The 24,314-nt window shown below is 59.2% G+C and carries 26 protein-coding genes; 15 read left to right on the forward strand and 11 right to left on the reverse strand.

The genetic code is table 11. The features are described 5' to 3' along the window. Positions 1-116 precede the first annotated feature (116 nt). The 4 genes from NKH13_RS31590 to NKH13_RS31605 form a co-directional block, all read right to left on the reverse strand. The gene (locus tag NKH13_RS31590; RefSeq protein ID WP_352916704.1) at positions 117-527 is read right to left on the reverse strand and encodes a hypothetical protein; all 411 of its coding nucleotides are present in this window, start codon (positions 525-527) and stop codon (positions 117-119) included. Then, positions 527-1,090 carry a hypothetical protein gene (locus NKH13_RS31595; protein WP_352916705.1) on the reverse strand — a complete coding sequence of 188 codons (564 nt, stop codon included), beginning with the start codon at positions 1,088-1,090 and terminating at the stop codon, positions 527-529. Before NKH13_RS31595 ends, NKH13_RS31590 begins: the two co-directional genes overlap by 1 nt. Before the next feature lie 1,015 nt (positions 1,091-2,105). After that, complete coding sequence (locus tag NKH13_RS31600) at positions 2,106-2,564, reverse strand: hypothetical protein (RefSeq protein ID WP_352916707.1); 459 nt, start codon at positions 2,562-2,564, stop codon at positions 2,106-2,108. A 55-nt stretch (positions 2,565-2,619) separates the two neighbouring features. Next, positions 2,620-3,222, reverse strand: a complete 603-nt coding sequence (locus tag NKH13_RS31605; RefSeq protein ID WP_352916708.1) for a hypothetical protein — start codon at positions 3,220-3,222, stop codon at positions 2,620-2,622. Between the two features lie 117 nt (positions 3,223-3,339). Here NKH13_RS31605 and NKH13_RS31610 point away from each other — a divergent pair, with 117 nt between their 5' ends. Continuing rightward, positions 3,340-3,855, forward strand: a complete 516-nt coding sequence (locus tag NKH13_RS31610; RefSeq protein WP_352916709.1) for a helix-turn-helix domain-containing protein — start codon at positions 3,340-3,342, stop codon at positions 3,853-3,855. A gap of 138 nt (positions 3,856-3,993) precedes the next feature. Here the strand turns inward: NKH13_RS31610 and NKH13_RS31615 are convergent, their stop codons facing one another. Genes NKH13_RS31615 through NKH13_RS31630 form a run of 4 tightly spaced genes read right to left on the reverse strand, consistent with a single transcriptional unit; the run spans position 3,994 to position 7,177 of the window. Beyond that, positions 3,994-5,310 carry a sensor histidine kinase gene (locus NKH13_RS31615; RefSeq protein WP_023785091.1) on the reverse strand — a complete coding sequence of 439 codons (1,317 nt, stop codon included), beginning with the start codon at positions 5,308-5,310 and terminating at the stop codon, positions 3,994-3,996. Beyond that, the gene (locus tag NKH13_RS31620; protein ID WP_352916711.1) at positions 5,307-5,852 is read right to left on the reverse strand and encodes a putative pterin-binding protein; all 546 of its coding nucleotides are present in this window, start codon (positions 5,850-5,852) and stop codon (positions 5,307-5,309) included. Before NKH13_RS31620 ends, NKH13_RS31615 begins: the two co-directional genes overlap by 4 nt. Continuing rightward, positions 5,842-6,543: an FkbM family methyltransferase gene (locus tag NKH13_RS31625; protein WP_023785089.1), complete on the reverse strand. Its 702-nt coding sequence runs from the start codon at positions 6,541-6,543 to the stop codon at positions 5,842-5,844. The genes NKH13_RS31620 and NKH13_RS31625 overlap by 11 nt, the downstream gene beginning before the upstream one ends. A gap of 4 nt (positions 6,544-6,547) precedes the next feature. Further along, positions 6,548-7,177: a response regulator gene (locus NKH13_RS31630; protein ID WP_023785088.1), complete on the reverse strand. Its 630-nt coding sequence runs from the start codon at positions 7,175-7,177 to the stop codon at positions 6,548-6,550. A gap of 140 nt (positions 7,178-7,317) precedes the next feature. On the opposite strand from NKH13_RS31630, the gene NKH13_RS31635 reads away from it, so the two are divergent. Continuing rightward, the gene (locus NKH13_RS31635) at positions 7,318-7,662 is read left to right on the forward strand and encodes a hypothetical protein (protein WP_352916713.1); all 345 of its coding nucleotides are present in this window, start codon (positions 7,318-7,320) and stop codon (positions 7,660-7,662) included. Here the strand turns inward: NKH13_RS31635 and NKH13_RS31640 are convergent. Genes NKH13_RS31640 through NKH13_RS31650 form a run of 3 tightly spaced genes read right to left on the reverse strand, consistent with a single transcriptional unit; the run spans position 7,659 to position 9,027 of the window. Continuing rightward, complete coding sequence (locus tag NKH13_RS31640) at positions 7,659-7,823, reverse strand: hypothetical protein (RefSeq protein WP_352916715.1); 165 nt, start codon at positions 7,821-7,823, stop codon at positions 7,659-7,661. The genes NKH13_RS31635 and NKH13_RS31640 overlap by 4 nt on opposite strands. Next, positions 7,820-8,368, reverse strand: a complete 549-nt coding sequence (locus NKH13_RS31645) for a thermonuclease family protein (RefSeq protein WP_352916717.1) — start codon at positions 8,366-8,368, stop codon at positions 7,820-7,822. Before NKH13_RS31645 ends, NKH13_RS31640 begins: the two co-directional genes overlap by 4 nt. Next, the gene (locus NKH13_RS31650) at positions 8,365-9,027 is read right to left on the reverse strand and encodes a hypothetical protein (protein ID WP_156942071.1); all 663 of its coding nucleotides are present in this window, start codon (positions 9,025-9,027) and stop codon (positions 8,365-8,367) included. Before NKH13_RS31650 ends, NKH13_RS31645 begins: the two co-directional genes overlap by 4 nt. A 6-nt stretch (positions 9,028-9,033) precedes the next feature. On the opposite strand from NKH13_RS31650, the gene NKH13_RS31655 reads away from it, so the two are divergent. The 13 genes from NKH13_RS31655 (at position 9,034) to ligD (ending at position 24,231) form a co-directional block, all read left to right on the forward strand. Further along, positions 9,034-9,708: a lytic transglycosylase domain-containing protein gene (locus tag NKH13_RS31655; protein WP_352916719.1), complete on the forward strand. Its 675-nt coding sequence runs from the start codon at positions 9,034-9,036 to the stop codon at positions 9,706-9,708. Between the two features lie 12 nt (positions 9,709-9,720). After that, entirely contained in the window at positions 9,721-10,035 is a 315-nt protein-coding gene (locus NKH13_RS31660; RefSeq protein WP_023749602.1) for a TrbC/VirB2 family type IV secretion system protein, read from the forward strand. 3 nt (positions 10,036-10,038) lie between these two features. Then, positions 10,039-10,332, forward strand: coding sequence for a VirB3 family type IV secretion system protein (locus tag NKH13_RS31665; protein ID WP_023720449.1), 294 nt, complete (start codon positions 10,039-10,041; stop codon positions 10,330-10,332). Next, complete coding sequence (locus NKH13_RS31670) at positions 10,329-12,731, forward strand: VirB4 family type IV secretion/conjugal transfer ATPase (RefSeq protein ID WP_352916722.1); 2,403 nt, start codon at positions 10,329-10,331, stop codon at positions 12,729-12,731. Before NKH13_RS31665 ends, NKH13_RS31670 begins: the two co-directional genes overlap by 4 nt. Continuing rightward, the gene (locus tag NKH13_RS31675; RefSeq protein WP_352916723.1) at positions 12,715-13,872 is read left to right on the forward strand and encodes a transglycosylase SLT domain-containing protein; all 1,158 of its coding nucleotides are present in this window, start codon (positions 12,715-12,717) and stop codon (positions 13,870-13,872) included. Before NKH13_RS31670 ends, NKH13_RS31675 begins: the two co-directional genes overlap by 17 nt. A 9-nt stretch (positions 13,873-13,881) precedes the next feature. Continuing rightward, positions 13,882-14,616 (forward strand): type IV secretion system protein, encoded by a 735-nt coding sequence (locus tag NKH13_RS31680; protein ID WP_352916725.1) that lies wholly within the window; start codon positions 13,882-13,884, stop codon positions 14,614-14,616. 183 nt (positions 14,617-14,799) lie between these two features. Continuing rightward, positions 14,800-15,843 (forward strand): TrbL/VirB6 family protein, encoded by a 1,044-nt coding sequence (locus NKH13_RS31685; RefSeq protein ID WP_352916727.1) that lies wholly within the window; start codon positions 14,800-14,802, stop codon positions 15,841-15,843. An 80-nt stretch (positions 15,844-15,923) separates the two neighbouring features. Beyond that, positions 15,924-16,631, forward strand: a complete 708-nt coding sequence (locus NKH13_RS31690) for a VirB8 family type IV secretion system protein (protein WP_352916729.1) — start codon at positions 15,924-15,926, stop codon at positions 16,629-16,631. Beyond that, the gene (locus NKH13_RS31695; protein WP_352916731.1) at positions 16,628-17,425 is read left to right on the forward strand and encodes a TrbG/VirB9 family P-type conjugative transfer protein; all 798 of its coding nucleotides are present in this window, start codon (positions 16,628-16,630) and stop codon (positions 17,423-17,425) included. The genes NKH13_RS31690 and NKH13_RS31695 overlap by 4 nt, the downstream gene beginning before the upstream one ends. Next, positions 17,425-18,888 carry a type IV secretion system protein VirB10 gene (gene virB10, locus NKH13_RS31700; protein WP_352916732.1) on the forward strand — a complete coding sequence of 488 codons (1,464 nt, stop codon included), beginning with the start codon at positions 17,425-17,427 and terminating at the stop codon, positions 18,886-18,888. The genes NKH13_RS31695 and virB10 overlap by 1 nt, the downstream gene beginning before the upstream one ends. Beyond that, on the forward strand, positions 18,885-19,910 hold the full coding sequence (gene virB11 / locus NKH13_RS31705) for a P-type DNA transfer ATPase VirB11 (protein ID WP_352916733.1): 1,026 nt from the start codon (positions 18,885-18,887) through the stop codon (positions 19,908-19,910). The genes virB10 and virB11 overlap by 4 nt, the downstream gene beginning before the upstream one ends. Positions 19,911-19,922: 12 nt before the next feature. After that, on the forward strand, positions 19,923-22,073 hold the full coding sequence (locus tag NKH13_RS31710) for a type IV secretory system conjugative DNA transfer family protein (protein WP_352916735.1): 2,151 nt from the start codon (positions 19,923-19,925) through the stop codon (positions 22,071-22,073). 259 nt (positions 22,074-22,332) lie between these two features. After that, positions 22,333-24,231, forward strand: coding sequence for a DNA ligase D (gene ligD / locus NKH13_RS31715; protein ID WP_352916736.1), 1,899 nt, complete (start codon positions 22,333-22,335; stop codon positions 24,229-24,231). Positions 24,232-24,314: the final 83 nt, after the last annotated feature.

Here is a 24,314-nt window from a genome sequence, read left to right on the forward strand (position 1 = left end):
TGTCGCGGCAAGAGCACAAGTCGCGGCAATCGAGCACGCCGGCGTCAGTGTGGACGCCTCCGCAGCGACTGAACTCTAAACACGTCGGGCAGCCAAGGGATGGGGCGTGGCGGGTGTTATCGTCCCAGAGCCGCTGCGGCTGCGGGAAGTGGCGAGACGGCTCGTTTGGCGCACGCTCGTTCATCGAATACTGACCTCCGCCGTATCTCCGAACAGGCCGATGCGCTGCGCCGTCCCTCTTGCGTATCCACCGCCCGTACCGATGGCGGAGGATCAGCGGAGGGATTGGAAACGCGGCCGATTGGGCGAAGACCGTCGCTCACGGTGACGCCCGTCGGGCCGCTTTCGACAATCAGCGTGTCGCCGGCCCGTAGAGACGCGCCGGGGTGAAGCACGACGGTCACGGTTCGAGCCGCCTCGGACATCGTGAGGTCGAGCAATGTAGGCAGCTTCAGGCGGTTGAGGCCGCCATTCCAGCGCTTTTTCCAAGGCTTGCCCGTCTGCGCGCGTATATAGTCGAGACCCATCAGGCAATCTCCAAAAGAGCGCTGAACGACTTGGTTTTGCCTGTCCGCCGCTCGACCAAGAGTCCCTTCGCGGCGAGTCCAGAAAGGCGATTGTTCCAGGCAGTCGGCCCGATGCTTTGATCAGGATATCGGGCCGCCAGCTCGGGTGCAGTGACGGTGCCGAGCTCGCGGACGGCGTCGAAGGTTGTGCGCTGCGCGGGATCGAGTTCCCCAAGCAGCTGGGTGTGGCTGACGTGCTCGTAAGCGTCGAGGTGGCAGACCCAGAAGACGTCGTTGCGAGACCGCAGGAAGAACTCGAGTTCCTCAAAAACGGCGGGCGCCAGGTTGGCAGCCACCGGATACACGTTGGCCAAGGACAGGCGCGCGTAGTCCCGAAAGCCGATTACCGCCTCCCGCAGAAAAGAACTCGTCGCCACTTCCACTCCCGCAAAGTCAAGGAAGGCGGCCGTTGGCAAGGCCGCTGGAGGCGTAGCGTCGACCAAGGAGGCTAGCAATTTCCGTCCGGACATTCCACCGGACAGCACTTTGCGCGCGCCCATCATGTTCAACAAATCGTACTTCATTCACTAACCTCACCTGCGTAACGTGAAGATAGTGAACCATCCCGTTTCGTCAAGAGCGCGCGTCATGGCTCTCCACAGAATCTTAGGTTCCATTTGCAAGCCAGGTGCAATGACAGGTGGCGGACTGATGTCCAGGCATTCGTGCGAACAAGCCCCAAGAGGAATGGCGAAGCTTGAGGGCCAATCGCGGGAGCACATAATATATCCAGCGGGCAGCCTGCGCTCGGCCGCCAACTACAGCCGACGTTGGGGATCTCGAACTGGTCGGTTCATCGCTGGAAGAGGTGTATTCCCGGCACCGGACGCGCGGTGTAGCCGAAGGGAGCTACGACGAAGCGACATCTGAAAACATTGATGTGGGTGAAGTCCTCTGCGTTCTTCCTGCGGGACATCGTTTGATGACAAAGGCAATTATCGATCCATAGGACTTCGATGGAGTCGCTTCGTGTATTATTCCGAGGACGACCCTTACAGGCACAAGTTAGACGAGGTCTTCGATGTGGCCGCCGGAGTGGGCGTATCGGTTGTGAACCGGTTCACCGCCGCGCACTACGCAAAGAGAGGATCGTCTCGCGCAAGCGTTCGTGTGCCGTACCATGTGTATCGGTGGAGGCCGGCAAAGGGAGTTCGCTCTGCGCAAGCTGATCAGTTTGTGCGCGTCTTGCGCCAAGTTACGGAAGAGATGAAGCAGCAAATCAAGGTTTGATGTCAACCTGACGCGGTGCTGACGTCCCGCTCTCAACACCCGCGTTAGGAGCTTTTCTCCAAGTTCTCGGATCGCGCTCGATGGACGCCCCGTGAGCTATGTCGATCGCCTAACTTCGGCTTATTCTCTGCATCGCGTGTTCCCCTTAAGATTGGGCGGCGAAGCAGGATCTCCTTGACGCGTTCGGATGGATTCGTACTGCCGCTTCACCAGATTTCCGGCCAGCGGCGGCCAAGAACGAAACCGCGGAACTGGGCGCTTTGCGGTCTTGTATTTCACTTCGATCGCTCCCCTGCCCTCTCGGCGCACTCACTTGTGCGGCATGCAATAGATTCCCTCGGATTGCATCAGTACCGCGCCACCCTTCAACTCGCTCAGTGCGCCGACCCACGCTTCCGAATAAGTGCGGCTGGCATCCACGGCCGTCAACCAAAGAACGCGATTGTCGGCCAGTTCGACTTTAACTTCCTGCTGCAAAGGGCTTGCCTGCACGGTCTGTTGATAGTGGCGCTTGATCCTGACATTGCCAGCTGGGAACTCGGCTTCGTTGCTGCCGTAGTTCAGCACAAATCCAGAGCGGTCCTCAGTCACTGAGCAGCCGCCATCACGCTCGCATACAATCTTGGCAGCGGTCTTGCAGTCCCACTTCAGTGAAGCGGGCCACATAGGATTGTCCACGCTTGATCGCGGCTTGTCGCTCTGACCAGCCGCAGTCAACACTGCGCCTATGTTCAAAATCACAGTAGACAAGAGAAGCGCCTTGAACACTACAAACCTCCCTGAATTGCGACCCCATAGTCATCGTCCTGCGTGATCGCCTGGCTCATGGCATGTTGAGATTGAACCAGCTTTTCTGGCGCACGCCGTTCGCGTCATCATACTCGATGAACCAGGGCTTTCCGCGCATTGGTCGAGGGATGGTGTAGTAGGTGGAGCCATTACCCAGGGAATGCCCCCGATCGTTCCCCGCGGTCTGGATTGTTGCCGCAAGCACCTTACCGTCGATTTCGATTTGGACCTGACGTGATCCGTCTCCATGATGCCCGCCGAGGGCGTTGGTTTTGAAAAAGACAGGCAAGGAGAGCCTATCGGCCGCAATGCGGCAGACGTTTCGTTCTTGAGCTAAGCCCGGCCGATCGGATTCGGAGCTGCCAACTGCTTGCCAGCCAGAGGGACAATCCTCATACTTCTCAAATCTCGCCGCGCTGGAGTTGGCTTGCGGACAGGTCGGCCAATTAAAACCGGGGGCTTCCATCGCCGCAATCAACTTGTAAATTGGCGGGTGGCACGAGGGGGTGCCCTGCCAGTCGCCGGAAAGACATAGGAGGACCTGACAGCCCCATTCCGACGCTTTTGATTGGGATGGAAGAGCTGCGGCGCCCGCGATGGCGACGGCACCCCCCAGTAGGAATTTGAGTATGGTCATAGCCTTTCCTCGCTGCAGATTTTGACAGTTTACTATGGATGATCCGCGCGAAAAAGGACAGGTCGAAAAGGCAGGTTTGTGCGACTACATCGATTTATGAAACGAGACGACGGAGGCGTGGTCAACAACCCGTTGCGCGCCAACATTGCACTGACGCTTGAGCGGGAGAGAGCCAGACGCGGCCTATCCCATATGCACATGGCCGAACTGTTTCGGACCGCCGAGGGCGAAAAACTGGCCTATCGGACCTACATTCAGACTGTGCGTCAGAAAAATAATGTCACATTGACGACGCTGCAGATCATGGCAAACGGCTTGCAAGTGTCCTTTGCAGGACTGCTCGCCGGCGGTAAGAAGGTTCCGGAATGGGCGCATCGGTTGGACGACAATGCGATCCGCAAGCGGCTGGCGCACATCATCGATTTTGAGCGACAACGACGTACTTTGCACCGCTATGAGATGGCCAAACTCATCGGTGTGGCGGAGGCGACATTCACGAAACTGGAGCGCGCGAGCGGCAACATCAGCGTGGACACGATTGCCGGGATCGCCAAGGCGTTGAAACTGGATCCAGCGACCTTCCTCTTTTCCGAAAAGATCCCACCAACAGCAGACCTACCTGTTTCTGATTAGCTGGAGGGGTAGGCACCCATTTGAGAGCTGATCCAGCGTCATCATCCTTCTAGCGGAGACAACGGAATGACCTGGCAAGTTCTGGCGATGCTCGCGCAGACCGTGCAACAAAATAGAGCAGAACTGATACCTAGCTACCTAGCCGCCCCACGAGTGTTCCTTTGTTCGCCCGTACCTGCGGAACGATTGCCAAAAAGTGGCTGCGGCGGAGGCCAGGGGAATTCTGACCTGCACGGTTGTGCCGATACCTTGAGCGCTTTTGATGATGAGCTTTCCGTTCAGCGTCGAGACCATCTGAGAACATGCGGTCAGGCCAAGGCCAGTATGATTCCCGGCTCGCGTTGAAAAGAAAGGGGTGGTCGCTTTTGCAGCGATCGTAGGCGGCATGCCTGAGCCCTTGTCGGCCACCTCAAGCACTAGATAGGTGCGGGGGAGGAATGGCTGTCGCTTGACTGTCGCGGAGACAAGAACTTGGGCGTTATTGACGTCCGACGAAGCGGCAAGAGCGTTTTCGATCAGCTCGTTCACGACCAACCGGAATGGCGCCGAGGGTACGGGGTGCAAGCGCGCTTTGGAGTCGATACGGACTTGCACCAAACCGCTACGCTCTGCCGTTACATCTTCTAGCAGTCGGCCGAGCGGCACAGTGCTGGACTCTTGTGGCGCATAGGCGATCTGGAGCACACTGTTGGTGATCGATTCCAGTTCGCTCGCGGCATTGCGCGCAGCCTCAAGCATTTCGCTGCTTGGCTGCGTATCTGGCTGTGAATGCTCAAGGAACAGTCTGAGGGCTGTAACACGCGATCGAGTAGTATGCGCAAAGAGCGACGCGAACGAGCGCATGTGCTGGTCACGGCGGTTGGCCGAGGAGTAGCGCTGATGGATAACGAGATAGAAGGTGGCGCCGAGGCCAAGCGCGATGGCGAAGATGAACCAGTTGCGCGAGGCGGCAATGTCGATGCCGGCGGTCTGCTGCAAGGTGGCGCTGTGATCAACAGTAGAGCTGGAAATCTCATAAATTGACTGTTCCAGCTTGGCCATGTCGGCAATGGCTTGAGTGTAGTTTTTGCGGGCCGACACAAGGGGGGCGATTTTCTCTTCGAGGGTCTGGCGAATCCCGCCCAATAGTGCGGCGTCATGATCCGGAAAAAAGCGGTTCAGATAGGGCAGGTTTTCCAGCTGCGCGACGTTCACGCTCACCAGCGCCATTTGCCGATCGATGTCGGCATCAAGCTTGCCCGTCTGGTCAGCAATACGAAGATAGCCATACACCCGTATAAGGCGCTCGCGAATCTGTGCCGCGCGCCACTGAATCTCGAAGGTCTGGTTGAGGATGGCATCCGTCTCCTGACGGTAGCGGTTCGATTGGATGAATGTCCAGGCACTCAGCCCAAGCGCCGCAGCCATACCGAGATATGGCAGAACAGTGAGCAATCGGCCGTTGAAGAACTTCATTGCGTGGCGCGCAGGACGACCGGGAAAAACACCCAGATCGAGTTTCTTGCTGGAACGTATGAAGCGGGCAATTGGTCGAAGGGCCAAACAATGAAGATAGGGCCTTTCTCCACCATGCTGATCGGGCGGAAATCCTGGCCCGGGGGGCAAAGCGAGCCGGCCTTGTCGCTCTCATTGCAACGACGCTCGACCGCCAGAATCGGATTATAGGACCGGATTTCGTCCATTCGAATATCGGAAACGAAGTTGTCATAGGCGACAACTTTCACCTCCTGCGCGGCGGTTATTCCAGCCTTGGAAAGCACGTTTGCAAGCAGCGGCCCACGATATTCGATTTTTTCGCTGTCGCTCGTCCAGGGTGTACGCGTGTCATAGGCCTGTTGCGGAAACTCTGCCCGCAGCTGCTTCACGGAAAAGACCGCGATGGTCTTGCCGCCGGCATCTTGAACCGACACTTCGTTGGGATCGAGCGGAATTTCCTCGGCGGCGCTGGCGAGCGGAAGGGCAACGGCAAATATGACGGCGAGAGCACTACGCAACATCTTCCACATCCTCGTATTCGCGGGGGCCATCGTTCTTGGCGAAGAGCACGCAAGGTCCTCGGGAGCCCCGCGGATCGTAGGCAAATCCCTTTTCCGCCAGGGCAAGCGTGATGTTTCGGATGCCGTCAAGGCCATAGAGATGGTCGTGCAGCTCAAGAAAGATGCGCTCGACCCCGGGCAGCTTGGCATCCTGCAGAAGTTCTTTCTCAGCACCTTCAATGTCCATGACGAGGGCGTTTATTCGATGATCGGTGATGAAACGATCGACGTCGGCCGAGACGATCGAAAGTTCGCGCTCGTAGGGTCCTTGGTCTTTGTCCGTGGAAGACATCCAAAGGTCGCGGCGAACGTAGAAGGTGAAGGACCGCGGCGGGCCCGCTGTGAGGATACCCTGGGAATATGTGACATTGTCGAGATCGTTGGCCGCTATCACGCGTTTCGCTAGCTCCGCCGTTGCGGGATTTGCTTCAAAAGCCCATACCTGAACGCCGGGGATTTTTGCGATCAGTGCGGTGATGATGCCGATACCCGACCCCAGCTCCAGTACGCGATCGCGCGCCTTGACCGCCCTGAAGATCCACTTCGCTTCCTTAGCCTCATAGCTCTGGCTTTGAAGCGCACGCCAGATAACCGGCGAAACATCCTGTGGTGCGACAGGAACCTTGATTCCATGGACGATCATGGGCGCCATTGGCTCACAGCCCCTGCGGGAGCCGATGGCCTTGCCGCATGAGCTTGGCGCGAGCCTGCTTGTAGTATTTCTCCGCCGAGCCGGGCTCAATGGCGAGCCGATCGGCCATGAGAGAAAAGATCTCCTTGCGTTTCACGCCGGGAGCACGGTGCGCCATCATGTCGATGGCCTCCTGCTCGCGCGGAGTGAGGGCTGAAAATCGATAATCGGGTTTGGTCATGACAGCCCGCGAGAGGCGCAAGGAGAACCCCTTGGTGGAAATATCGTCCAGCACGTCGCTGAATACGCCGGGCGCAAGGCCGGTTTTGCCGAGATATGCGGCGGCGCCGATTCGCCGGAAACCATCTGCCTCGCAACGGTTGTCGGAACCGGTGACGACAACATGGATTGCACTGGGTGAAGCTTCGATGATCCTATCGACGACAGCGATGCGATCGCCTTGTGAGGTGGGATCAAAGCCGGGCAAGCCAGGGTCGATGACGACCAGATCGAAATGATTGTTTTGAAGCTCGGCAGTGGCGATCGTCAGCGACTCCGCGCCGAGGACGACGCATTTTTTGAAACTCGCTTGCACTTCATTCATCAGAGCCAGACGCATAAGCGTCTGGTCTTCGACCACCAGGGCACGAAACATCGGAAGCCAATCCTTCTACGCAGCCGCCCCCCGCCCTGTATTTCAGAATTGGTCGCTTCAATCTAGGGATGTGAACATCCCTAGTTTTCCTCGCCTCCACAGGTATTTGTATGTGACCGATATACGCAGGGAGCAGGACGATGCCTATTCGATTGGTCTGTAGCACCGGAGTGATGGAAGCGGCTGAAGGCGTCGCGAAATTGATTGCGGAACATCGTCAGCGCGTCGCCGCGCTTGAACGTATCGGCAAGCGTTGGATGGGGGCCGAAGGGCCTGACGCGATCGTGCTGGGTGAGAGGCTGGACGCGGTTATGGCGGAGGAGGCCGCTGTGCGAAGGCGTGCTGCCATTGCTCCAGTAGCCACTATCGCGGAAATGAAAATGAAGGCTGCTTACTTTCAACGGCTGACGGCTCATGACTGGTGCGAGGTTGATGTCGACGATTTTCGCGCGTTGCTCGGTTCTTTCGCGAAACTGCAGTCCTAGGAGAAGAGCGCTGAAATCCATGAGACCACGGTATTCCAGGCCGCATAGAGTCCTGCCGGCACCAAGATGATCGCGATGAATGCAGCGGCTCCACCAATAGCACCATCACCGCGTCCTTCGACGGGATAGTAATATTTGTGCGCCTCATCCTCTTGCTTCATTGTTGCCTCTCCAGCCCTTGGCTCAGCAGCAGTTGCACAGGATGCTGAAACGTCGCGCCCCACAAACCCGCACGTTTCATCTTAGCGTTGATTTCCGCGACGAGGTAGTTCTCATTGACGGCTTTGCCCTTTGCTGTCGTTGCGGCAAACGCGTATCCGGTCGCTATGAGCGCTGTGCCGACGTCGATTGTTTCGCCATTCAGCTGCGCACCGCACACGACAAAAACCGCCTTATCCAGGGCGTGGCCGATTGGCTGGCATGTAACCGCCGCGCTATCGAACAGCGCAGCAAGGTGCGCCAGCGAGGTGTTCCCGCAATCGATTTTGTTCCCATTTGGCTCTTCAGCTGATGTGCCTCGAAGACATGACTGGACGCCATAGAGGCGGAAAAGGTGATCTCCGTCACGCCAGGTATCTCCGGTCAGCAGTTGAGCCGATTTCGATACCGCGAAGGGCGTTGGCACGGCAGACTCGGATGCATCCTGCGCCTGCGCCGATGCGCATACCGAGAATGCGGCCAGCACTGCAAAGCTCGCCTGTTTCATTCCTGGAACTGTCCACCGAGGTCGGCGGAATGCTCGAGATCGGGGCGCAGCGACTTGCCGTCCTTGTTGCGTCCGATCGCTGCCATGTCGAAAAAAACCATTTCGTCATCGTCGTAGGCGACGTTGTACGGGTCGTTTGCGTTGCCCGCACCCACGAGAGAGAAACACGACACGGCGTCGGGTTCACCCTTCTTGCTTTGCAGCACAAGCGTTTTGCAAAGCACGACAGATGCACGATCGTTGTAGATTGCCTCTTCATAGTCCTGCGCGGCTTTCGTGCAGTCCCATTGCTGCGCCTTGTAGGTAATCTTTGGTTTTGGACAGGCTGCAAGGCCGCGCAGTCGATAAGCCATGCCATTGATGACGCGCTCGGTCGCCGAGGGCACCTTGACCGGCGAGACAAGGGTCGCCGCATCGCGCTGAAAGAGCGCGCCTTTCGCATCGTAGCGCTCATAGACGAACACTTTCTCTCCCGGCTTGGCAAACTGGAGCAGGTAGCGCTCCGACGGCTGCGCGAAGGCACTTGGGGCATCGGCGCCGGCAGCATAAGCGACGGCACCTTGGAGCAGCAAGACCGTGCAAAGGGCAGTCTGTTTCATTGAAATTCGTCCCTGCGGCGCATATCGTGTTGACACTTTACTAGGGCTGCGTGTAGCCATAGTAAAGTGTTAAATTTTGGCGACAGTATGAACACTCGATTCGCTCTTCTGGTCACCCTCTTTGGCGCCACGATGCCGTTGCAAGCGCACGGGCAGGACAGGGCATCAGACCGCGTCGCAGTCGCCTTTGCAACGCCGGCGCAAGCCCTTGCCGCGGTCGGGGCGCAAAGGCCGGGGGCGTGTGAGACCGGAAATCGTGCCGAGGTCTCCCAACTTGTGCGTTCAATCGCGCAGGACGAAGGGTTCGACGCCGATCTGGCCGAGACAATTGCATGGGCCGAAAGCGATCTCGGCGCCAGTCAGGGCCCCTCAAAGGCCGGAGCCTTGGGAATCATGCAGCTGATGCCGGGCACGGCGGCCGATCTGGGGGTGAGCGACCGTTGCGATACACAGGCAAATGTCCGGGCTGGCCTTCGCTATCTGAAGTCACTCTATGACGAATTCGGGGACCCGCTGCTGATGCTGGCAGCATACAACGCCGGGCCCAACAGCGTCTACAAGGCCCAGGGTATTCCGGTGAATCCGGAGACGGCGGAATACATTGTGAAAATACTGAACCGCTGGAAGTTCGGCGGTGTGGTGAAGAAGTCCGCCCTGACCAAATCCGAGACGCTCGCGGCTGCTCCGCCAGCAAGCGAGGACGCTTGGCAGGGTGGTCATGTCATGGATTTCGGCAACTGAAAGGAGCCAAGGGTGGAATACAGGAAAGCGGGCAGATTTGCCCTGAAACTGGCCTTGGCCTCGGCGGTCGGAATAGCTCTCGCGCCAGCCACTGCGTATGCCCAGTCGGCGGCGCCAGTCGAAAATGTGCTGGAGTGGTTCGTCGGAGTTCTGCAGGGCAACATAGCGCGTTCATTCGCCATCATCGCCGTCTGTTTTCTCGGTTTCCTCGCCATGACGGGCCGGCTGGCGTGGATGATGGCCTTTTCCATCATCATCGGCATCGCTCTGATCTTTGGCGCCGCCCAGCTGGTGGATGCGGTTCGCGCGACCGCAGGAGGCAGCTGAGGCATGGATGACGAGGAAGTCTATGTCGAACCGGTCAGTCTGCCACTGACACGCCCCCCGATGAAATGGGGGGTGCGATATGAGGTTTTTGCCCTGAACGGCATCCTGGCGGTGATCGGTTTTATCGCCACGAGCAGCTTCATGCTCGGCCTTGGCGTGTTCGGCGTGGTGCATCTGGTCAGCGCATATCTGTGCCAGCGCGACCCCTACATGTTCCATATTTTCGAGCGGCGCGTCTCCAAACGCGGAGCGGTGGCGAACCTTACTTTTTGGGGCGCGAGGAGCTATTCGCCATGAGCCTCGATACTGACCTGAAATTTGGACGTGAGCGCCGACGTGAAAAGCCCGCGGCGATGCACATACCTTACCTTCGCCATGTCGATGACAATCTGATCGTGACGAAGAGCGGCTTTCTGGTCGGCGTCATCCAGCTCAGTGGCCTGCCCTTCCAGACGATGGACCAGACCGAGTTGAACAGCCGAATGTTCAACCGCAATACGACGTTCCGCAATCTCTCGACGTCTCGCTTTGCGGTCTACACAACGATCATCCGCCGCCACGTGACGCCGGAGATCGAAGGCGACTTTGACAATGCTTTCGTGGCCGAGCTCGACGCCCGCTACATGGATGAGCTTGGGGCGAAAAACCTTTTCGTCAACGAGGCGTATCTGACGGTCATACGCCGACCGATGGTCGGCCGCGTTGGCTGGGTGGACAAGGCGCTCAATGCGTTTCGCATAAGTACCGCGGGCGAGGAAACCCGCGAAGAGGCGATGGCCGAATTGCGTGACGTTCTCGACGGCGTGGTCAAGGATTTCACGGCTTATGGTGCGCGTCTTCTCGGCGTCGTGAAGCGCCGCGAAAGCTTCTTTTCCGAGCCCGCGGAATTTTTGGCGAAGATCCTCGCCGGCGGCGGCGACGTGGAAATGCCTTTGCCGCGCATGAGCCTTGGCGATGTGCTGGCGACACGACAATTGTTTTTCGGCAAATCCGCGCTGGAACTTCGCGGACCGGACGCTGGCAAGCTCGGCGCCATGGTGTCGATCAAGGAATACCCACCGTTCACCGCGCCGGGGTCATTGGACGGTCTCTTGCGCCTGCCGCATGAGTTTGTCCTGACGCAGAGTTTTGCGATCGAAGATCGTGTCACGGCGATGCGCAGGATCAACACCATCGCGAACCAGGTTGAGGGCTCCGACGAGGCGGGCACGACGGTTGAGGAGTCCGTCCACGACGGCGCTGACAAGCTGGCCGGCGGCGAAGTGGTCTTCGGACAACATCACATGAGCGTCATGGCCTTGGCACCGGATATAGGGGGTCTCAACCGTGCGCTATCCGACATCACGGCGGAGCTTTCGCGCATGTCGATCGTGCCGGTTCGCGAGACACTGAACACGGAACTGGCCTTTTGGGCGCAGTTGCCGGGAAATTTCAGCTACATCGCGCGACGTGCGTTGATCTCGTCCCTCAATTTCGCCGGCCTTTTTTCAGGACACAATTTCCCGTCGGGCCAACGTGAGCGGCTGCATTGGAAACGGCCCATCGCTTTGCTCGAAACGACCAGCCAGACAGCCTATTATTTCAATTTCCACGTTCATGATGTCGGGCACTTCACGGTGTTCGGTCCGACTGGCTCGGGCAAGACCGTGGTGCTGTCATTCCTGATGGCGCAGGCCATGCGCATCATGCCGCGGCCACGATGTGTTTATTTCGATTATATGCGCGGCGCTGAAATTTTCGTTCGGGCGCTCGGCGGTCGCTATGAGGTGATGGAGCCTTCCCAGCCGACCGGGTTCGCGCCATTGCAGCTTGAGGACACGGCAGAAAACCGGTCCTTCCTGGAAGATTTGCTCATCTACATTCTGACGCCGGAAGGTGGCGCGCTGGATGTGGCGGAGATGCGCGTCATCAACGCCGCCGTCGACATGATCTACAAGATTCCGCGCGAACAGCGGACCTTCGACCTGCTGCCGGAAGTGCTGCGGGGGTCGCTCATGCCTGGCATGAACGATCTGGCCGCGCGGATACAGCCCTGGCTCGACCCGAAGGACAAGGGCTGGCTTTTCAACAATCCCGTCGATCTGGTCGATTTTTCGAAGCCGGTTGTCGGGTTCGATATGACCAAGATCCTGAGTGACCGAAAGCTGCGTTCGGCGGCGTTGCTCTACATTTTCCATCGTCTTGAGGACGTCATCGACGGCTCGCCGATCATGCTCTTCCTCGATGAAGGCTGGAAGCTGTTGGACGACGAGGTTTTCGCCGCTTTCATCAACGAGACGCTGAAGACCATTCGTCGCCGCAACGGCGTGGTCGGCTTTGGCACGCAGACGGCGGAGGACGTCGTCAATTCCTCCATCTCGTCGTCGCTGATAGAGCAAACGAAGACCAACATTTTCTTCCCCAACCCGAAGGCGAGCAAGGACTCCTACATCGAGCGCTTCTCGTTGACGGCGAAGGAATTCGAGTTCGTGCGCCGAACCGCCAAGGAAACACGCACCTTCCTCGTCAAGCACGACAGCGACTCGATCGTAGCTAAGCTCGATTTGTCGGCGATGCCCGATCTCATCAAGGTCTTGTCCTCGAACGAAGCCAACAGCAAGGAATGCGCACGGCTCCGGGAGACCTTCGGCGACGAGCCGGAGATGTGGCTGCCATACTTCTGCGGATGGGAGAACGAGCATGACGAAGCGGCTTAGCAGCGCTTGTCTGGCCGTGGCTCTCGCGACGGCGGAAAGCATGAGCGTGGCTGTCGCTCAGATCGCGGTCATCGACGGGCAGAACCTCGACAAGCGGCAAGAGGACGAGCAACACAGCAAGACGTCGGATGAAGCGAAGAAGGACGAGACCGACAAGAAGAAAAGCGTCGTCTGCACCTATTCGAACAAATACCGCTCACAGATGTTTCGCCGGTCGCCAGCAGAATCGTTGCAGCGCGACGCGGGCAACGTGAAGATGATCCGCTATTATGCGCAAAAATACGGCGTGCCCGAAGGCCTGGCGCTTTCCGTTGCCTATCAGGAATCGCGCTTCGACACATGTGCCGGGAGCCACACCGGCGTCAAAGGCGTCATGCAGCTGACCAAGGGCACCGGTAAGTCCATGGGACTGGACCGCGACGTGAACGAGCAAAATGTCGAAGGCGGTGTCAAATATCTCGGAATGGGCGTGAAGCAATGCGGGGCGACGAATTACAGCTGTCTCGCTTCCTTCTACAACGGATCGAACGCAGGGGAGCAAAGAGAGTGGGCCGGCGGCGTCGGCGGCTGGAACAGCTACTTCAACGAATATGTGTCGAGCGGCAACGCTCCGGCCGCCGCGCCGCCACCCTTTTCGATCGTAACGGCCGACGGCGCAGGCGGCACGGCCCAGGACGCGGCCATGGGCACGGTGAGGAAGGCTGCGGGCGGGCTTGATGCAAGCTCATCGCAGATGGGCGCCAACGACGCGGCGATCGACGCGCTGACGGGCACCGTTGGCCAGGTGACGGAATACAAGGACGCTTGGGAGCTGAACTCGTCGGCTCGTGGGATCAACGCTGGTGTCACCAACCAGTACCTCGCCCAGGCGGGCGACTTTACGGCGTTGCTGGCTCAGCTTCTATCGATGCAGAACGTTCAGGCATCGCAGGCGTCGAAGCTGGTGCAACAGCCGAAGAGCGGTTCTCCAAACCCGTTCTCTTGCAATCCCGCGGAACTGGAACGGTTGAAGATCGATCGCGGCCGGTGGTCACCATGTGCACGTGAGAACGCCGGGGCAAGCTCAGCCGATAGCCGCTCGGTGATCATCACCACCGATCCTGCTGGCGCTGCCAGCGTCATCGATTCTCTGCAGCAATAGGAGGCTGACATGAAGAAATTCGCGATTGCTGCCAGTCTGGCGCTTTGGGCAAGCACGGCCCACGCACAGATTGCCGTCATCGATGGCGCCAATCTCGATGTCGCTCGCAAGAATGCGGACAACACCAACTCCATCATGGATTCGAACAAGGATATCCTGAAAAAGAGCGAGGAGATCCTGCAGGCTCTCAGCGGCAGTCGTGATGGTTCGCTCGGGATCGGACAGATGGGCCTTGGCGGCAACATGTCGATTGCCCAGGCGCCGTCGTTCGGATCGATCCTGAACGGCGGGGCTCTTTCGTTTGGTGGCCTTTCGCCCGAAATCCAGAAAATCGCCGGCGCCGTCATCAATGGGCTCCAACTGGTGAAGCAGCTCCAGCAGATTGCCGGCAAGGAGACCAGCGCCGTCAACACGGCCTATGGCGGCAGCGTCAATGTGGCCTCGCTGCTAAGCGCATTGACCTCGCAGGCTTCGCAGGGCGTCACCCAGCGCCAACAGTCTCTGCAGTCAGCGAGCGGGCAGATCGGGCAGTCGCAGGACGTCAAGGGTTCGGTGGACCAGAACACACGAATGCAGCTGGAAAACGCGCGCGCCGTCAACGAACTGATCGGCGTCCAGAACGGCGCGGTCGCGGCCCTGAATGAGAAGCTGAAGGGAGACCTACTTCGCCAAAGTCAGGTGCAGAAGATGATGACACCGCGCACCGTCAATCCGTTCGTGGACTTCGGCAAGAGCGGAGGCTGAGCGCTTGTCGAGGCGAGTCCTGCGCATATGCGTTGTGATTGGGCTCGGCCCAGTGCTTTTCGGATGCGCAAAACGTGAACTGAAAGCGCCGTGCGGGCCTTTGGCGTATGCCCATGCCGACGAATGCGGCGCACTGAAGCCGGTCAATTCAACGCCGTTCGCCAGCATCGTTGACGAGGATCCATGAACGGTCTCGCCGCAAGCATCCTCGGTGGCATTGACAACATCGGTGAGGACTTCGTTCGCACCGTCTATATGCAGTTGGGCAATGCGATGGGCAACGTCTTCACCCTGATGCTGACCCTTTATATCGTGTGGTGGGGCTATTCGATCCTGAGCGGGCGAGAGTCGATTTCACCAATCGAAGCAGCCTATCGCCTCGGCCGCGCCGTCATCATCTATCTGCTGCTGACCGGATGGGGCACATTTTCCGCGACGATCTATCAGCTCGTGCAAAGCATTCCAGACGAGGTCGGTAAGGTGATCGTCGGCGCCGTGTCGCGGGCCACCGGCAATCAGCTCAGCGACCAGGCGGCAATCCCAGCGCTTATCGACAATCTCTACCAAGGGGCGCAGGACGTCGCCAATCAGGTCTACAGCGGATCCTTCTATGACATTTTTGGTGCGCTCTTGTCGCTGCTCGTTCTGCTGTCTGCCATCATCTTCGCGGCGCTTGCCATTGCCGCGATCATCGCCGCCAAAGTGATGTTGTTCATCACGCTGGCCTTGGCGCCGATATGGATCATTCTTTGGCTTTATCGATGGTCCTCGCGCATGAGCGAAGGCTTCCTTTCGCTGACCACCTTTCTGATGATCCAGCAAGTCCTGATCTACGGCTTTCTCGGTTTCTACTTCTCGCTCGTCAATGCGGCGCTGAACACCGCCACGTCCGGCGGAGCGACCATGGACAGCAAAATGTCGCTGGTGCTGCCGCTGGTTCTGGTGACGATTATCGGAATCTACGTTCTCATGCAGATACCCTCGATTGCTTCGATCCTGAACGGCGGCGGGTATCTCAGCACCGTGGGCGCATACAATCCTTATAGAAACTTCGGCAGGAATGCCGTGCGCTACTCCGGTGCACGATGGGCCGCCGGCCGTGCCGCTAGGGGCGCCCGGCAGCTCGCGGCAAACAGTTTTCGAACTTCGCGAGCAGCGAGGGCGGATGCCGCAACCCGGTCCGCCATCCAGCAAGGTGCGCGCGATAACTCCAGGCCTCTGGCCTAAACGAGAACACAACGATTACCGATCGCGGCTCTGGATCAGAATGGTCGCGCAAACGAGGCAATAGTAAAGTGTCAACTCCAATGGAAACAGCTGCTAGCAACAGCAGCGAAGTCGTAGACAAGCGCTATTACAGAGCTGGCGCGACCTGGGAAGATGACACGCACCGGTCAATGCGCCGATCGCGCACATTGGCCTGGATCGTCAGCGGCGTTTCCGGATTGGTTGCGATGCTGTCGCTGCTGGCGCTCGTGCTGATCCTGCCGCTCCGGCAGTTCGAACCATATGTTGTGGAGGTCGACAAATCGACGGGCTACCTCGAGATCATGCGCGCGCTGAAGCCTGGCGATTTGTCCCAGAACGAGGCCGTCACGGCGGCCAATCTGGTGCGCTATATCAGGGCCCGCGAAACCTACGATTCCCGTGAACTGAAACAGAATTACGACCTGGCGCAGCTCTACTCCACCGACGCGGCATCCAAGGATTTGACGTGGCTTTATACGCCTGCAAATCCACAATCGCTCGACAAGATTTTTGGCCGCAATGTCACTGTCTCGGTCGAGATCAAGTCCGTTTCCCTGCTCAATCGCAACACGGCCTCGGTGCGCTTTGCCACGACGACGCGCCGGGACAATTCGTCCACCACCGACAATTGGGTGGGGGTGATAAAGTTCCGCTACACCTCAACGCCGCTCAAGAACGAATGGCGTTTCGACAACCCGTTGGGATTTCAGGTTACGGATTACCGCCGAGACCAGGAATCGGCGCCGGCCGCGGGGAGCCTGCAATGAGATGGCGCGTGAGCCTCGCCCTGTCAGCCGCCTTTCTGCTCGGCACGATTCACGGCGCGGCCGCACGCGACGGCCGCATCCGATATGTTACCTTCAACAATGACGACGTAACCTCGGTGCGCGCCGCTCTTGGCATTTCGACGATGGTCGAGCTCAGCCCGACCGAAGTCATCGAAACCGTTTCCGCCGGCGACACGAAAGGCTGGTCGATCATCCCCAAACGCGGATCGCGATTTCTGTTCGTCAAGCCGCTGGAGCGCGATGCGTGGACCAATGTCAACGTGGTCACCAACCGGCGCGTCTATTCCTTGCTGTTGCAGGCGACTGACAATAGCCGTGACCGGGCATCCTTCCAGGTCCGGTTCAAATACCCGGACGAGGATATCAACGCGCGGCTGCTCTCACAGGCCAAGGAGAGCGCCGCCGATCCGGATTTGAAGGACCTGAACTATGCCGACCTCAACTACGACTACGCCTACAAGGGCGACGACAGCCTGAAGCCGCGCACCGTATTCGACGACGGCACCAAGGTGTTTTTGGAGTTCAAGGGCGACATTCCGGCTATTTTCGTTGTCGACGACAAGCGCCATGAGTCGCTGGTTAACGTTCGCACGCAGGGCAAATACACAGTCATCGACAAGGTCGCGCGGCAATTCACCTTGCGGGCCGATGGCAAGACGCTCTGCCTCTACAACCGGGCGCGACCCAACGCTATCGATCCCGTCGAGCAAGTCTACGGTCCAACGAAACTGACACGCGGTTCCACCCTGTTCGGATCCAGCGGAGGGCGCTGATGTCCCAGATCGATTATAACCAACTGGATGGTAGCCCGACGGTCGCTCGCCGTGGTGCGGGCGTCGGTACCAGGATCGCCCTGGTCAGCCTCGGCGTAGTGCTGGTAGGCGCGCTGATATGGCTGAACTGGCCCCGGGAGCCTGTATCGCGAGATGTTCGCAGCGATGGCGAGGAAAACTTCAACCCGCCCGAGTTCCGCCCGCCGGCGTTGAACGAACCGCCGCAACCTGCCGACGGCACGGTCGACCAGATCGTGGTGGCGCCACCGGCCGCCGACCAGAGCGGCACGCAACAAGCCGATAATGTCGATCAGACGGTGCAGGAGGGCGTGGATCTCGATGCGCATCGACGCGCGCTGGAGGCGCAAATGGCGGCCGAGGAGGCTCGCCGAAAGGCTGAGGCCGAAGAAGCCCGCCGCAAGGCCGCGGCTGACGAAGAGGCCCGCCGCAAGGCTGAGGCCGCCGAGCATGAAAAAGCGGTGTGGGAACGCCTGCGGTCGAACCAGATGGTGACGAATGATCAAAGCGGCTCGACGGATGCCGGCGCCCAAGCGGCGCAGGTCGAAATCGCGCCTGACGGTCAGATCGTCCCGGTCCCCGGCGCCGACAGTGATCCCAACAAGGCATTCTTGGCGCAGTCTGAGGCAAGTTCTTCCGGCATTGTCAAAGCCAGGGCCTTCCGACGCACCGATGCGGTGATCCCAGAGGGAACGATCATTCGCGGCTATTTGGAAACGGCGATCAATACGGACCTTCCCGGCGCGGTGCGCGCGGTCGTGCGTGAGGATGTCTTCTCGCTCGACGGCAGGCGGATCCTCATTCCGAAGGGCTCGCGCCTGACCGGGGAATACCGCTCGGGGCTTGCGCGTGGGCAGAAGCGTGTTTTCATCGTCTGGAGCAGGGTCATTCGCTCGGACGGCATTTCCGTCGATATCAAGTCGCCTGGGGCAGACGCGCTCGGCCGCGGCGGCATGGGCGGGCGTGTTGATACGCACTGGGTTGAACGCTACGGCAACGCCATCATGCTTTCCGTCGTTGGCGGTGTCTCTGAATATCTGTCCTCGCTTTCCGATAGCAGCCAGAATGGACAACAGCGCCAGGTGTCGACGGTCGATCCCGTGACCGGCGAGACCACGACCGTAACTTATGGCGGCAATGGCTCGCAGCGCGACGCGCGTAGCATCGCCTTCGACAAATCATCGACCGCCCTGCAGCAACTCGCGCAAGAGGCGTTTCGTGATACGCAGAACATTGGCCCGACGGTCTACGTCGACCAGGGCACATCGGTGGTGGTGCTGGTGCGGCGAGATCTCGATTTCTCGGATTTGTACGCCGATCCCGTCCAGGAAGAAGTTGCACGCCTCAAGGCAGGCGGGCGGCCGAAGAAGGCGATCGATCCGACGCCTCTCTACGGCACGCCGAAGGATCATTTTTATCCCGGCTATGGGAGTCCGGTGAAATGAATGCCGTCCATCCCCTCCCCGATCCTTGGGCGAGAGCTCCGGTCCTGCGCGCTCATCTGGAGCCGATATGGTCCTATTTGAACGAAACTGCGGTGTCCGAGATTGCAATCAACAGGCCAGGTGAATTGTTCATCGAACGCCTCGGCGCGAAGGAAATGGAGCACGTCGTCAAGCGCGAGGTCACGCCCGGCTGGATTAGGCATATCTCGACCGGCGTCGCCTCGGCGACTAACCAGGTCATCAACGAAGAAAAGCCGGTCCTGTCGGCCGCTCTTCCCTCGGGCGAGCGCATCCAATGCATCTTGCCGCCGGCGGCTCCCGAAGGCGGGGCGATTTCGATCCGCAAGCAGGTCATCATGGATATGAGCCTTGATGCCTACAACGATCTCGGCGCATTCGAGAACACGGCGATGGGCAGCGGACTTGAGCTGTCAGCCGAAGAAAAGCGACTTGTCGAAATGCTGCACGACACTTCGCCGATGGAGTTCCTGCAGTATGCGGTACACAACCGAGTCTCGATCGTCGTTTCTGGCGGTACGTCGACCGGCAAGACGACGTTCTTGAATGCACTCTTGAAGGAGATCCCGGCTCATGAACGGATCATCACGATCGAAGATACCCGCGAACTGAGGCTGCCGGCTCCCAATAACGTCACCCTGATAGCCTCGAAGGGCGACCAGGGCCTTGCCAAGGTCTCCGCGCAACAGCTGCTCGAAGCCTCGCTTCGCATGCGGCCCGACCGTCTGCTGTTGGGCGAGTTGCGCGGCGCTGAAACCTTCGCGTTCCTCCAGGCGATCAACACCGGCCACCCGGGTTCGCTCACCACCGTTCACGCCAATTCCGCCCGGTCCGCCTACGAGCGCCTGGCGCTCATGGTCATGCAGGGCAGCTCGGGCCTCGCACGAAGCGAAATCCTCGACTACCTGCGCGAGGTCATTCCGGTGGTCGTCCAGATGGTCCGCACCGAAGGCGGACGGCGTGGCATCAGCGAGATCAAGTTCACCAAGGCGGAGACGATCTAGCGGGGCCCATCCATGCAGAAAGTCGCAACAGCAATTTTCATGATGCTTATGGCGCTGGCCCTGGGCGTCCTGCTCTTCATGGTAGCCTATGCCGCGACTGATTGGTACCGGACTGGCTCCCACGTCCTGTTCGACCAGCTGAACGCCAATCCATTGCCGGTCGTCCATCAGGCCTGGGCGGACACGATGGCGAGGAATTTTGGCCGGATACAATACGCCGTTGCGGCAGGAGCATTGGGGTTTCTCTTGCCACTGGTCAGCTTGTTTCTCATGCGTCCGAGAAAGCGCAATGACTCTCGCTTCATGACCATGAGCGACGTATCAAAAACCGGCCTGACGAAAGTGGGCGGCGTCTTCGTCGGTCGAGCCGGCGGCAGGCTGGCCGAAATTTTGTCGCCGCGCCGCGATCAGCGCTCAGGCAAGTTCCGCTTGACGCAGCGCAGGCTGATTGGCGGCAAGAAATTGTGGATTGATGGCGATGATGTCGGCGGCTTCGTCATAGGGCCGCCGCGCTCGGGTAAAGGCACGTCTCTCATCATCCCGAACGCCTTGACCTGGCCGCATTCGCTCGTGGTTCTCGACCTGCGCGGCGAGACCTATGCGGCGACCGCCGGCTACCGTTCCACCATGAGCCGCGTGGTGCGTTTCGCGCCGGCTGATCCGGACGGCAATACCGCATGCTACAATCCGATGGACTTCATCTCGCTGGATTCGTCACAGCGCGACATCGACCTTCGCAATATCGCTGGGGCGCTGTTTCCGCGGCCGCCCTCAAATGCAGACCCGTATTGGGTTAACGACGCCCGCCTCCTTTTTACCGGCATTGCGTCCTTCGTCATGGAATCGCCGGCGATCCCGAACGAGAAGAAGACTTTTGCCACAATCCTCGAGATCATGAACGGTGCCGAGCAGCCGCTCCTGGAGTTCATCGGCTCGCTGCGCGAGGAACGCCGCCGCGAATGCTCGCATTTCACGCTGCAAACCCTGTTGCCATATTTCGAGATGTCTGAGCGGCAATTTTCCGGAATCTACGCTGGCGTACGCACCGGCATGGCGCCCTTTCTCAACGAGCGCCTAATGCGAGCCACGTCGCGCAGCACGTTCGATATTCGCAAGCTCAAGCGCGACCGGATCTCTCTTTATCTCGACGTGCGGCGTGAGCAGATTACGTCGCTTGGACCGTTGTTCAACGTCCTGATTACGCAAATGATGAACTTCATGTCGGAAACCATGCCGCGTCCGAACGAGCATCCGGTGCTTGTGCTGCTCGACGAGTTCCAGAACCTCGGCAAACTCGAGAACGTGACCGAAATGGCGAGCGTGCTCGGCGGCAACGGCGTTTCCATGTGGTTTTTCGTGCAGTCGCTGAAGGCGGTAGACGAGATTTATCGCCAGGAAGGGCGCAAGACGCTCATCAACGCTGCTCGCGTGCAGATCTTTTTTGGTGCGCAGGATGCGGACGATCTGCGCTACGTTTCCGAGCAGCTTGGCGAAACGTCGGACGTGCAAAAGGACGTGACGCGCACCAAGGCAACATTGTTTGACACTTATTACACGCGCTCGGAGCACCGCAAGGAAGTGCGGCGGCCCCTGATGCGGCCGGACGAAATCCGTACGCTCGACAAGAACAAGGTCATCATATTGCCGCGCGGCGAACTGCCAATCCTCGGCACGCGCAATTTCTATTTCGCCGACGGCCAGCTCGCCAAACGCGCGTTCATGCCCCTGCCCGCCTCTACCGGCCCCTCGCTCACGAAAAGTCCTGCATTGGGCGCTTCTCCGGCGGTTCCATCTCCTGCGCTCCCGACGATTGTGCCGAAAGCTCCCGCGTACCGCTCAGGCCTCTTGCAGGCACGCCTGCGGCGCGGCGCGATATTTGCCGCAAAAGCTGGCCGTTTAGCTCCGCCACCGGGCCGGCGCGCAATCGTGAAAGAACGGCTGAAAGCAACAGACGCTGCAGCCCTACCACCTTATTCCGCCGTAGATTTTTCTGCTTTGGCGGCCAAAGCGGTGACAACACGCATAGCGCCCGACAAGGAAGCGGCGGTCGCGGCGATCCTGAACAAGGTGCGGTCTCTCCGGGCCCACGCATCCGATATCGATGCTTTCGATAGAAATTTGAACGTCGTCGAAGATACTTTGCCTGATGTAGTCGATGGGTAGGCTAGCATTCCGATGCGGCGGAGAGGTTATTGTCTACGGTGACTTGTCGCAGACGTCATGGCGGCAGAGGACATTGGCGCGCGCTTCGGGCCGTGCCAAGGTCTCAATCGAGAGATCACACGGCGCGAAACGCGAATCGATACTGGGCCTCAACAGGCGTTTCAGGGACCCACCTCAATACGCCCTGCAAGGAAACTAAAGAAGTAGTCGCGCGTTGGACGCGGAACGCTATTCGTCTCTGAGTATGGTTTAGGTCAGAGTGGTCAAGCCAACGTTGCGTAAGGCATTCAGTGGGTCGAGCGCTAGTCGAGCGAAGTCGCCCGCTCGTGACGAGGTCACTTTAGCGCCGCCTGCTTTCCGGCCGCTCCAGCTCGCAACGCTCGTGGACAGGGTCCCTGCCGGCGATCGTTGGATCCATGAGATGAAATACGATGGCTATCGTATTCTCGTTGCCGTCGGCGGTGGCGAGGCGCGAGCCTATACACGATCTGGTCTGGACTGGTCTAGCCGCTTTCCCTCGATCCTCTCCGAGGCTCGCAAGCTCAAGGTGCGATCCGCCCTGATTGACGGCGAGGCCGTGATTGTCGATGCGGAAGGAAAATCTAACTTCCAGGCGCTTCAGAATGCATTGAAGAGTGCCCCGGCGACTATCGACCTTTATGCGTTCGATCTGCTGCAGCTCGACGGTGAAGATCTGACAAGGCTTCCTCTTCTTGAGCGCAAGGCGAAGCTGGAGGCGATCTTGCCCGCGAAGAATCCGGTCCTTCGTTACTCCGACCATATCCTCGGCCGCGGAGAAGAGCTGCTCGATCGCTTCTGCGCAGCCGGCCTTGAGGGCGTCATCTCAAAGCTCGCGGATTCGAGTTATGTGGCGGCCCGCGGCGCAAGCTGGCTGAAGATCAAATGCATCAAACGGCAGGAGTTTGTGATTGTCGGCTGGACGCCGTCCGACAAGGTCCGAGCTTTTCGGTCCTTGATCCTTGGCGTTCATGACGGCGGCAAGCTGCGTTACGCCGGGAAAGTCGGCACCGGCTTTGATACCGCTGAACTTCTTCGTCTCTTGAAAATCATGGCGCCGCTTGAGCAGAAGGCCGCGACCGTCGACGCACCACGCGCCGAAGTGCGCGGTGCACACTGGCTCCGTCCGAAACTGGTCGCTGAGATTGCTTTCACCGAAATGACAAATGAAGGGACGTTACGACATCCGAGCTATCTTGGTCTCCGCGAAGACAAGAAGCCGGACGCGGTCGTGCTCGAGAAGGAACGTCATGCAGCCGATTTCGCCGCGACTGCGACAACAGCCATCGCGATAAGTAACCGTGACCGCATCATCTATCCGGAGTCCAACATCACCAAGGGACAGCTCGCCGACCATTACGCAGCGGTTGCGGCGATCATGCTTCCCTGGGTTGGCAGCCGGCCGATCAGTCTGGTTCGATGCCCACAGGGCCGCGCGAAGAAGTGCTTCTTCCAAAAACACGATGCCGGCAGCTTTGGCGACAAAGTCCACCACGTCGGCATCACGGAGAAGGACGGGCACGAGGAACCATATCTCTATGTCGACGATGCCGACGGACTGATGACTTGCGTCCAGATGGGAACGATTGAGCTGCATGGGTGGGGGGCTCGGATCGAGGATGTCGAAAAGGCCGACCGCCTCGTGTTCGACCTCGACCCCGATGAAGGCCTCGATTTTGAGGCCGTCCGCGCCGCTGCCTTTCAGTTCCGCGCTATTCTTAAATCGCTGGGGCTTACGACTTTCCCGATGCTGACGGGAGGCAAAGGAGTGCACGTCATCGCGCCGCTCATCCCTGGCGCCGAGTGGCCAGAGGTGAAGGACTTCGCGTCTCGCCTGGCGCAGGCGGTCGCCCAGAGCGATCCGGCCCATTTCACGGCCGTGTTGTCAAAGGCGCGCCGCAAGGGTCGCATCTTTGTGGATTATCTACGCAATCAACGCGGGGCGACCGCGATCATGCCCTACAGCGCAAGATCACGTCCGGGCGCCCCTGTCGCGGCACCGATCACGTGGGCGGAGATGAAGACAATAGATGCGCCCTCACATTTCCATGTGGGCGATGCTCCTGAATTAAAGAAACGCGCAGCCTCCAAAGCTCTGGCGGGATGGGGTCGCGCTGACCAATCGTTGCCCAACTTGTAGCGTCCGACGCGGGAAGCGGAGTAAAGCCAGCTTTCAAAGGGCAACGCTGCGCTCATGGCCTTGCCTGATTGGAACCGGCGGAG

Origin of the sequence: Mesorhizobium sp. M1348 (genome assembly GCF_040317925.1) — a bacterium.
Taxonomy (GTDB): domain Bacteria; phylum Pseudomonadota; class Alphaproteobacteria; order Rhizobiales; family Rhizobiaceae; genus Mesorhizobium.

Excerpts from the sequence above, each read along its gene's own strand:
- NKH13_RS31675 (WP_352916723.1), top strand. The coding sequence starts at position 12,715 with ATGACGAAGCGGCTTAGCAGCGCTTGTCTGGCCGTGGCTCTCGCGACG.
- NKH13_RS31590 (WP_352916704.1), bottom strand. The coding sequence starts at position 527 with ATGGGTCTCGACTATATACGCGCGCAGACGGGCAAGCCTTGGAAAAAG.
- NKH13_RS31635 (WP_352916713.1), top strand. The coding sequence starts at position 7,318 with ATGCCTATTCGATTGGTCTGTAGCACCGGAGTGATGGAAGCGGCTGAA.
- NKH13_RS31710 (WP_352916735.1), top strand. The coding sequence starts at position 19,923 with ATGCAGAAAGTCGCAACAGCAATTTTCATGATGCTTATGGCGCTGGCC.
- NKH13_RS31605 (WP_352916708.1), bottom strand. The coding sequence starts at position 3,222 with ATGACCATACTCAAATTCCTACTGGGGGGTGCCGTCGCCATCGCGGGC.
- NKH13_RS31640 (WP_352916715.1), bottom strand. The coding sequence starts at position 7,823 with ATGAAGCAAGAGGATGAGGCGCACAAATATTACTATCCCGTCGAAGGA.
- NKH13_RS31665 (WP_023720449.1), top strand. The coding sequence starts at position 10,039 with ATGGATGACGAGGAAGTCTATGTCGAACCGGTCAGTCTGCCACTGACA.
- NKH13_RS31620 (WP_352916711.1), bottom strand. The coding sequence starts at position 5,852 with ATGTTGCGTAGTGCTCTCGCCGTCATATTTGCCGTTGCCCTTCCGCTC.
- NKH13_RS31615 (WP_023785091.1), bottom strand. The coding sequence starts at position 5,310 with ATGAAGTTCTTCAACGGCCGATTGCTCACTGTTCTGCCATATCTCGGT.
- NKH13_RS31670 (WP_352916722.1), top strand. The coding sequence starts at position 10,329 with ATGAGCCTCGATACTGACCTGAAATTTGGACGTGAGCGCCGACGTGAA.
- NKH13_RS31595 (WP_352916705.1), bottom strand. The coding sequence starts at position 1,090 with ATGAAGTACGATTTGTTGAACATGATGGGCGCGCGCAAAGTGCTGTCC.
- NKH13_RS31645 (WP_352916717.1), bottom strand. The coding sequence starts at position 8,368 with ATGAAACAGGCGAGCTTTGCAGTGCTGGCCGCATTCTCGGTATGCGCA.
- NKH13_RS31630 (WP_023785088.1), bottom strand. The coding sequence starts at position 7,177 with ATGTTTCGTGCCCTGGTGGTCGAAGACCAGACGCTTATGCGTCTGGCT.
- virB10 (WP_352916732.1), top strand. The coding sequence starts at position 17,425 with ATGTCCCAGATCGATTATAACCAACTGGATGGTAGCCCGACGGTCGCT.
- virB11 (WP_352916733.1), top strand. The coding sequence starts at position 18,885 with ATGAATGCCGTCCATCCCCTCCCCGATCCTTGGGCGAGAGCTCCGGTC.
- NKH13_RS31650 (WP_156942071.1), bottom strand. The coding sequence starts at position 9,027 with ATGGCTACACGCAGCCCTAGTAAAGTGTCAACACGATATGCGCCGCAG.
- NKH13_RS31625 (WP_023785089.1), bottom strand. The coding sequence starts at position 6,543 with ATGGCGCCCATGATCGTCCATGGAATCAAGGTTCCTGTCGCACCACAG.
- NKH13_RS31695 (WP_352916731.1), top strand. The coding sequence starts at position 16,628 with ATGAGATGGCGCGTGAGCCTCGCCCTGTCAGCCGCCTTTCTGCTCGGC.
- NKH13_RS31685 (WP_352916727.1), top strand. The coding sequence starts at position 14,800 with ATGAACGGTCTCGCCGCAAGCATCCTCGGTGGCATTGACAACATCGGT.
- NKH13_RS31680 (WP_352916725.1), top strand. The coding sequence starts at position 13,882 with ATGAAGAAATTCGCGATTGCTGCCAGTCTGGCGCTTTGGGCAAGCACG.
- NKH13_RS31690 (WP_352916729.1), top strand. The coding sequence starts at position 15,924 with ATGGAAACAGCTGCTAGCAACAGCAGCGAAGTCGTAGACAAGCGCTAT.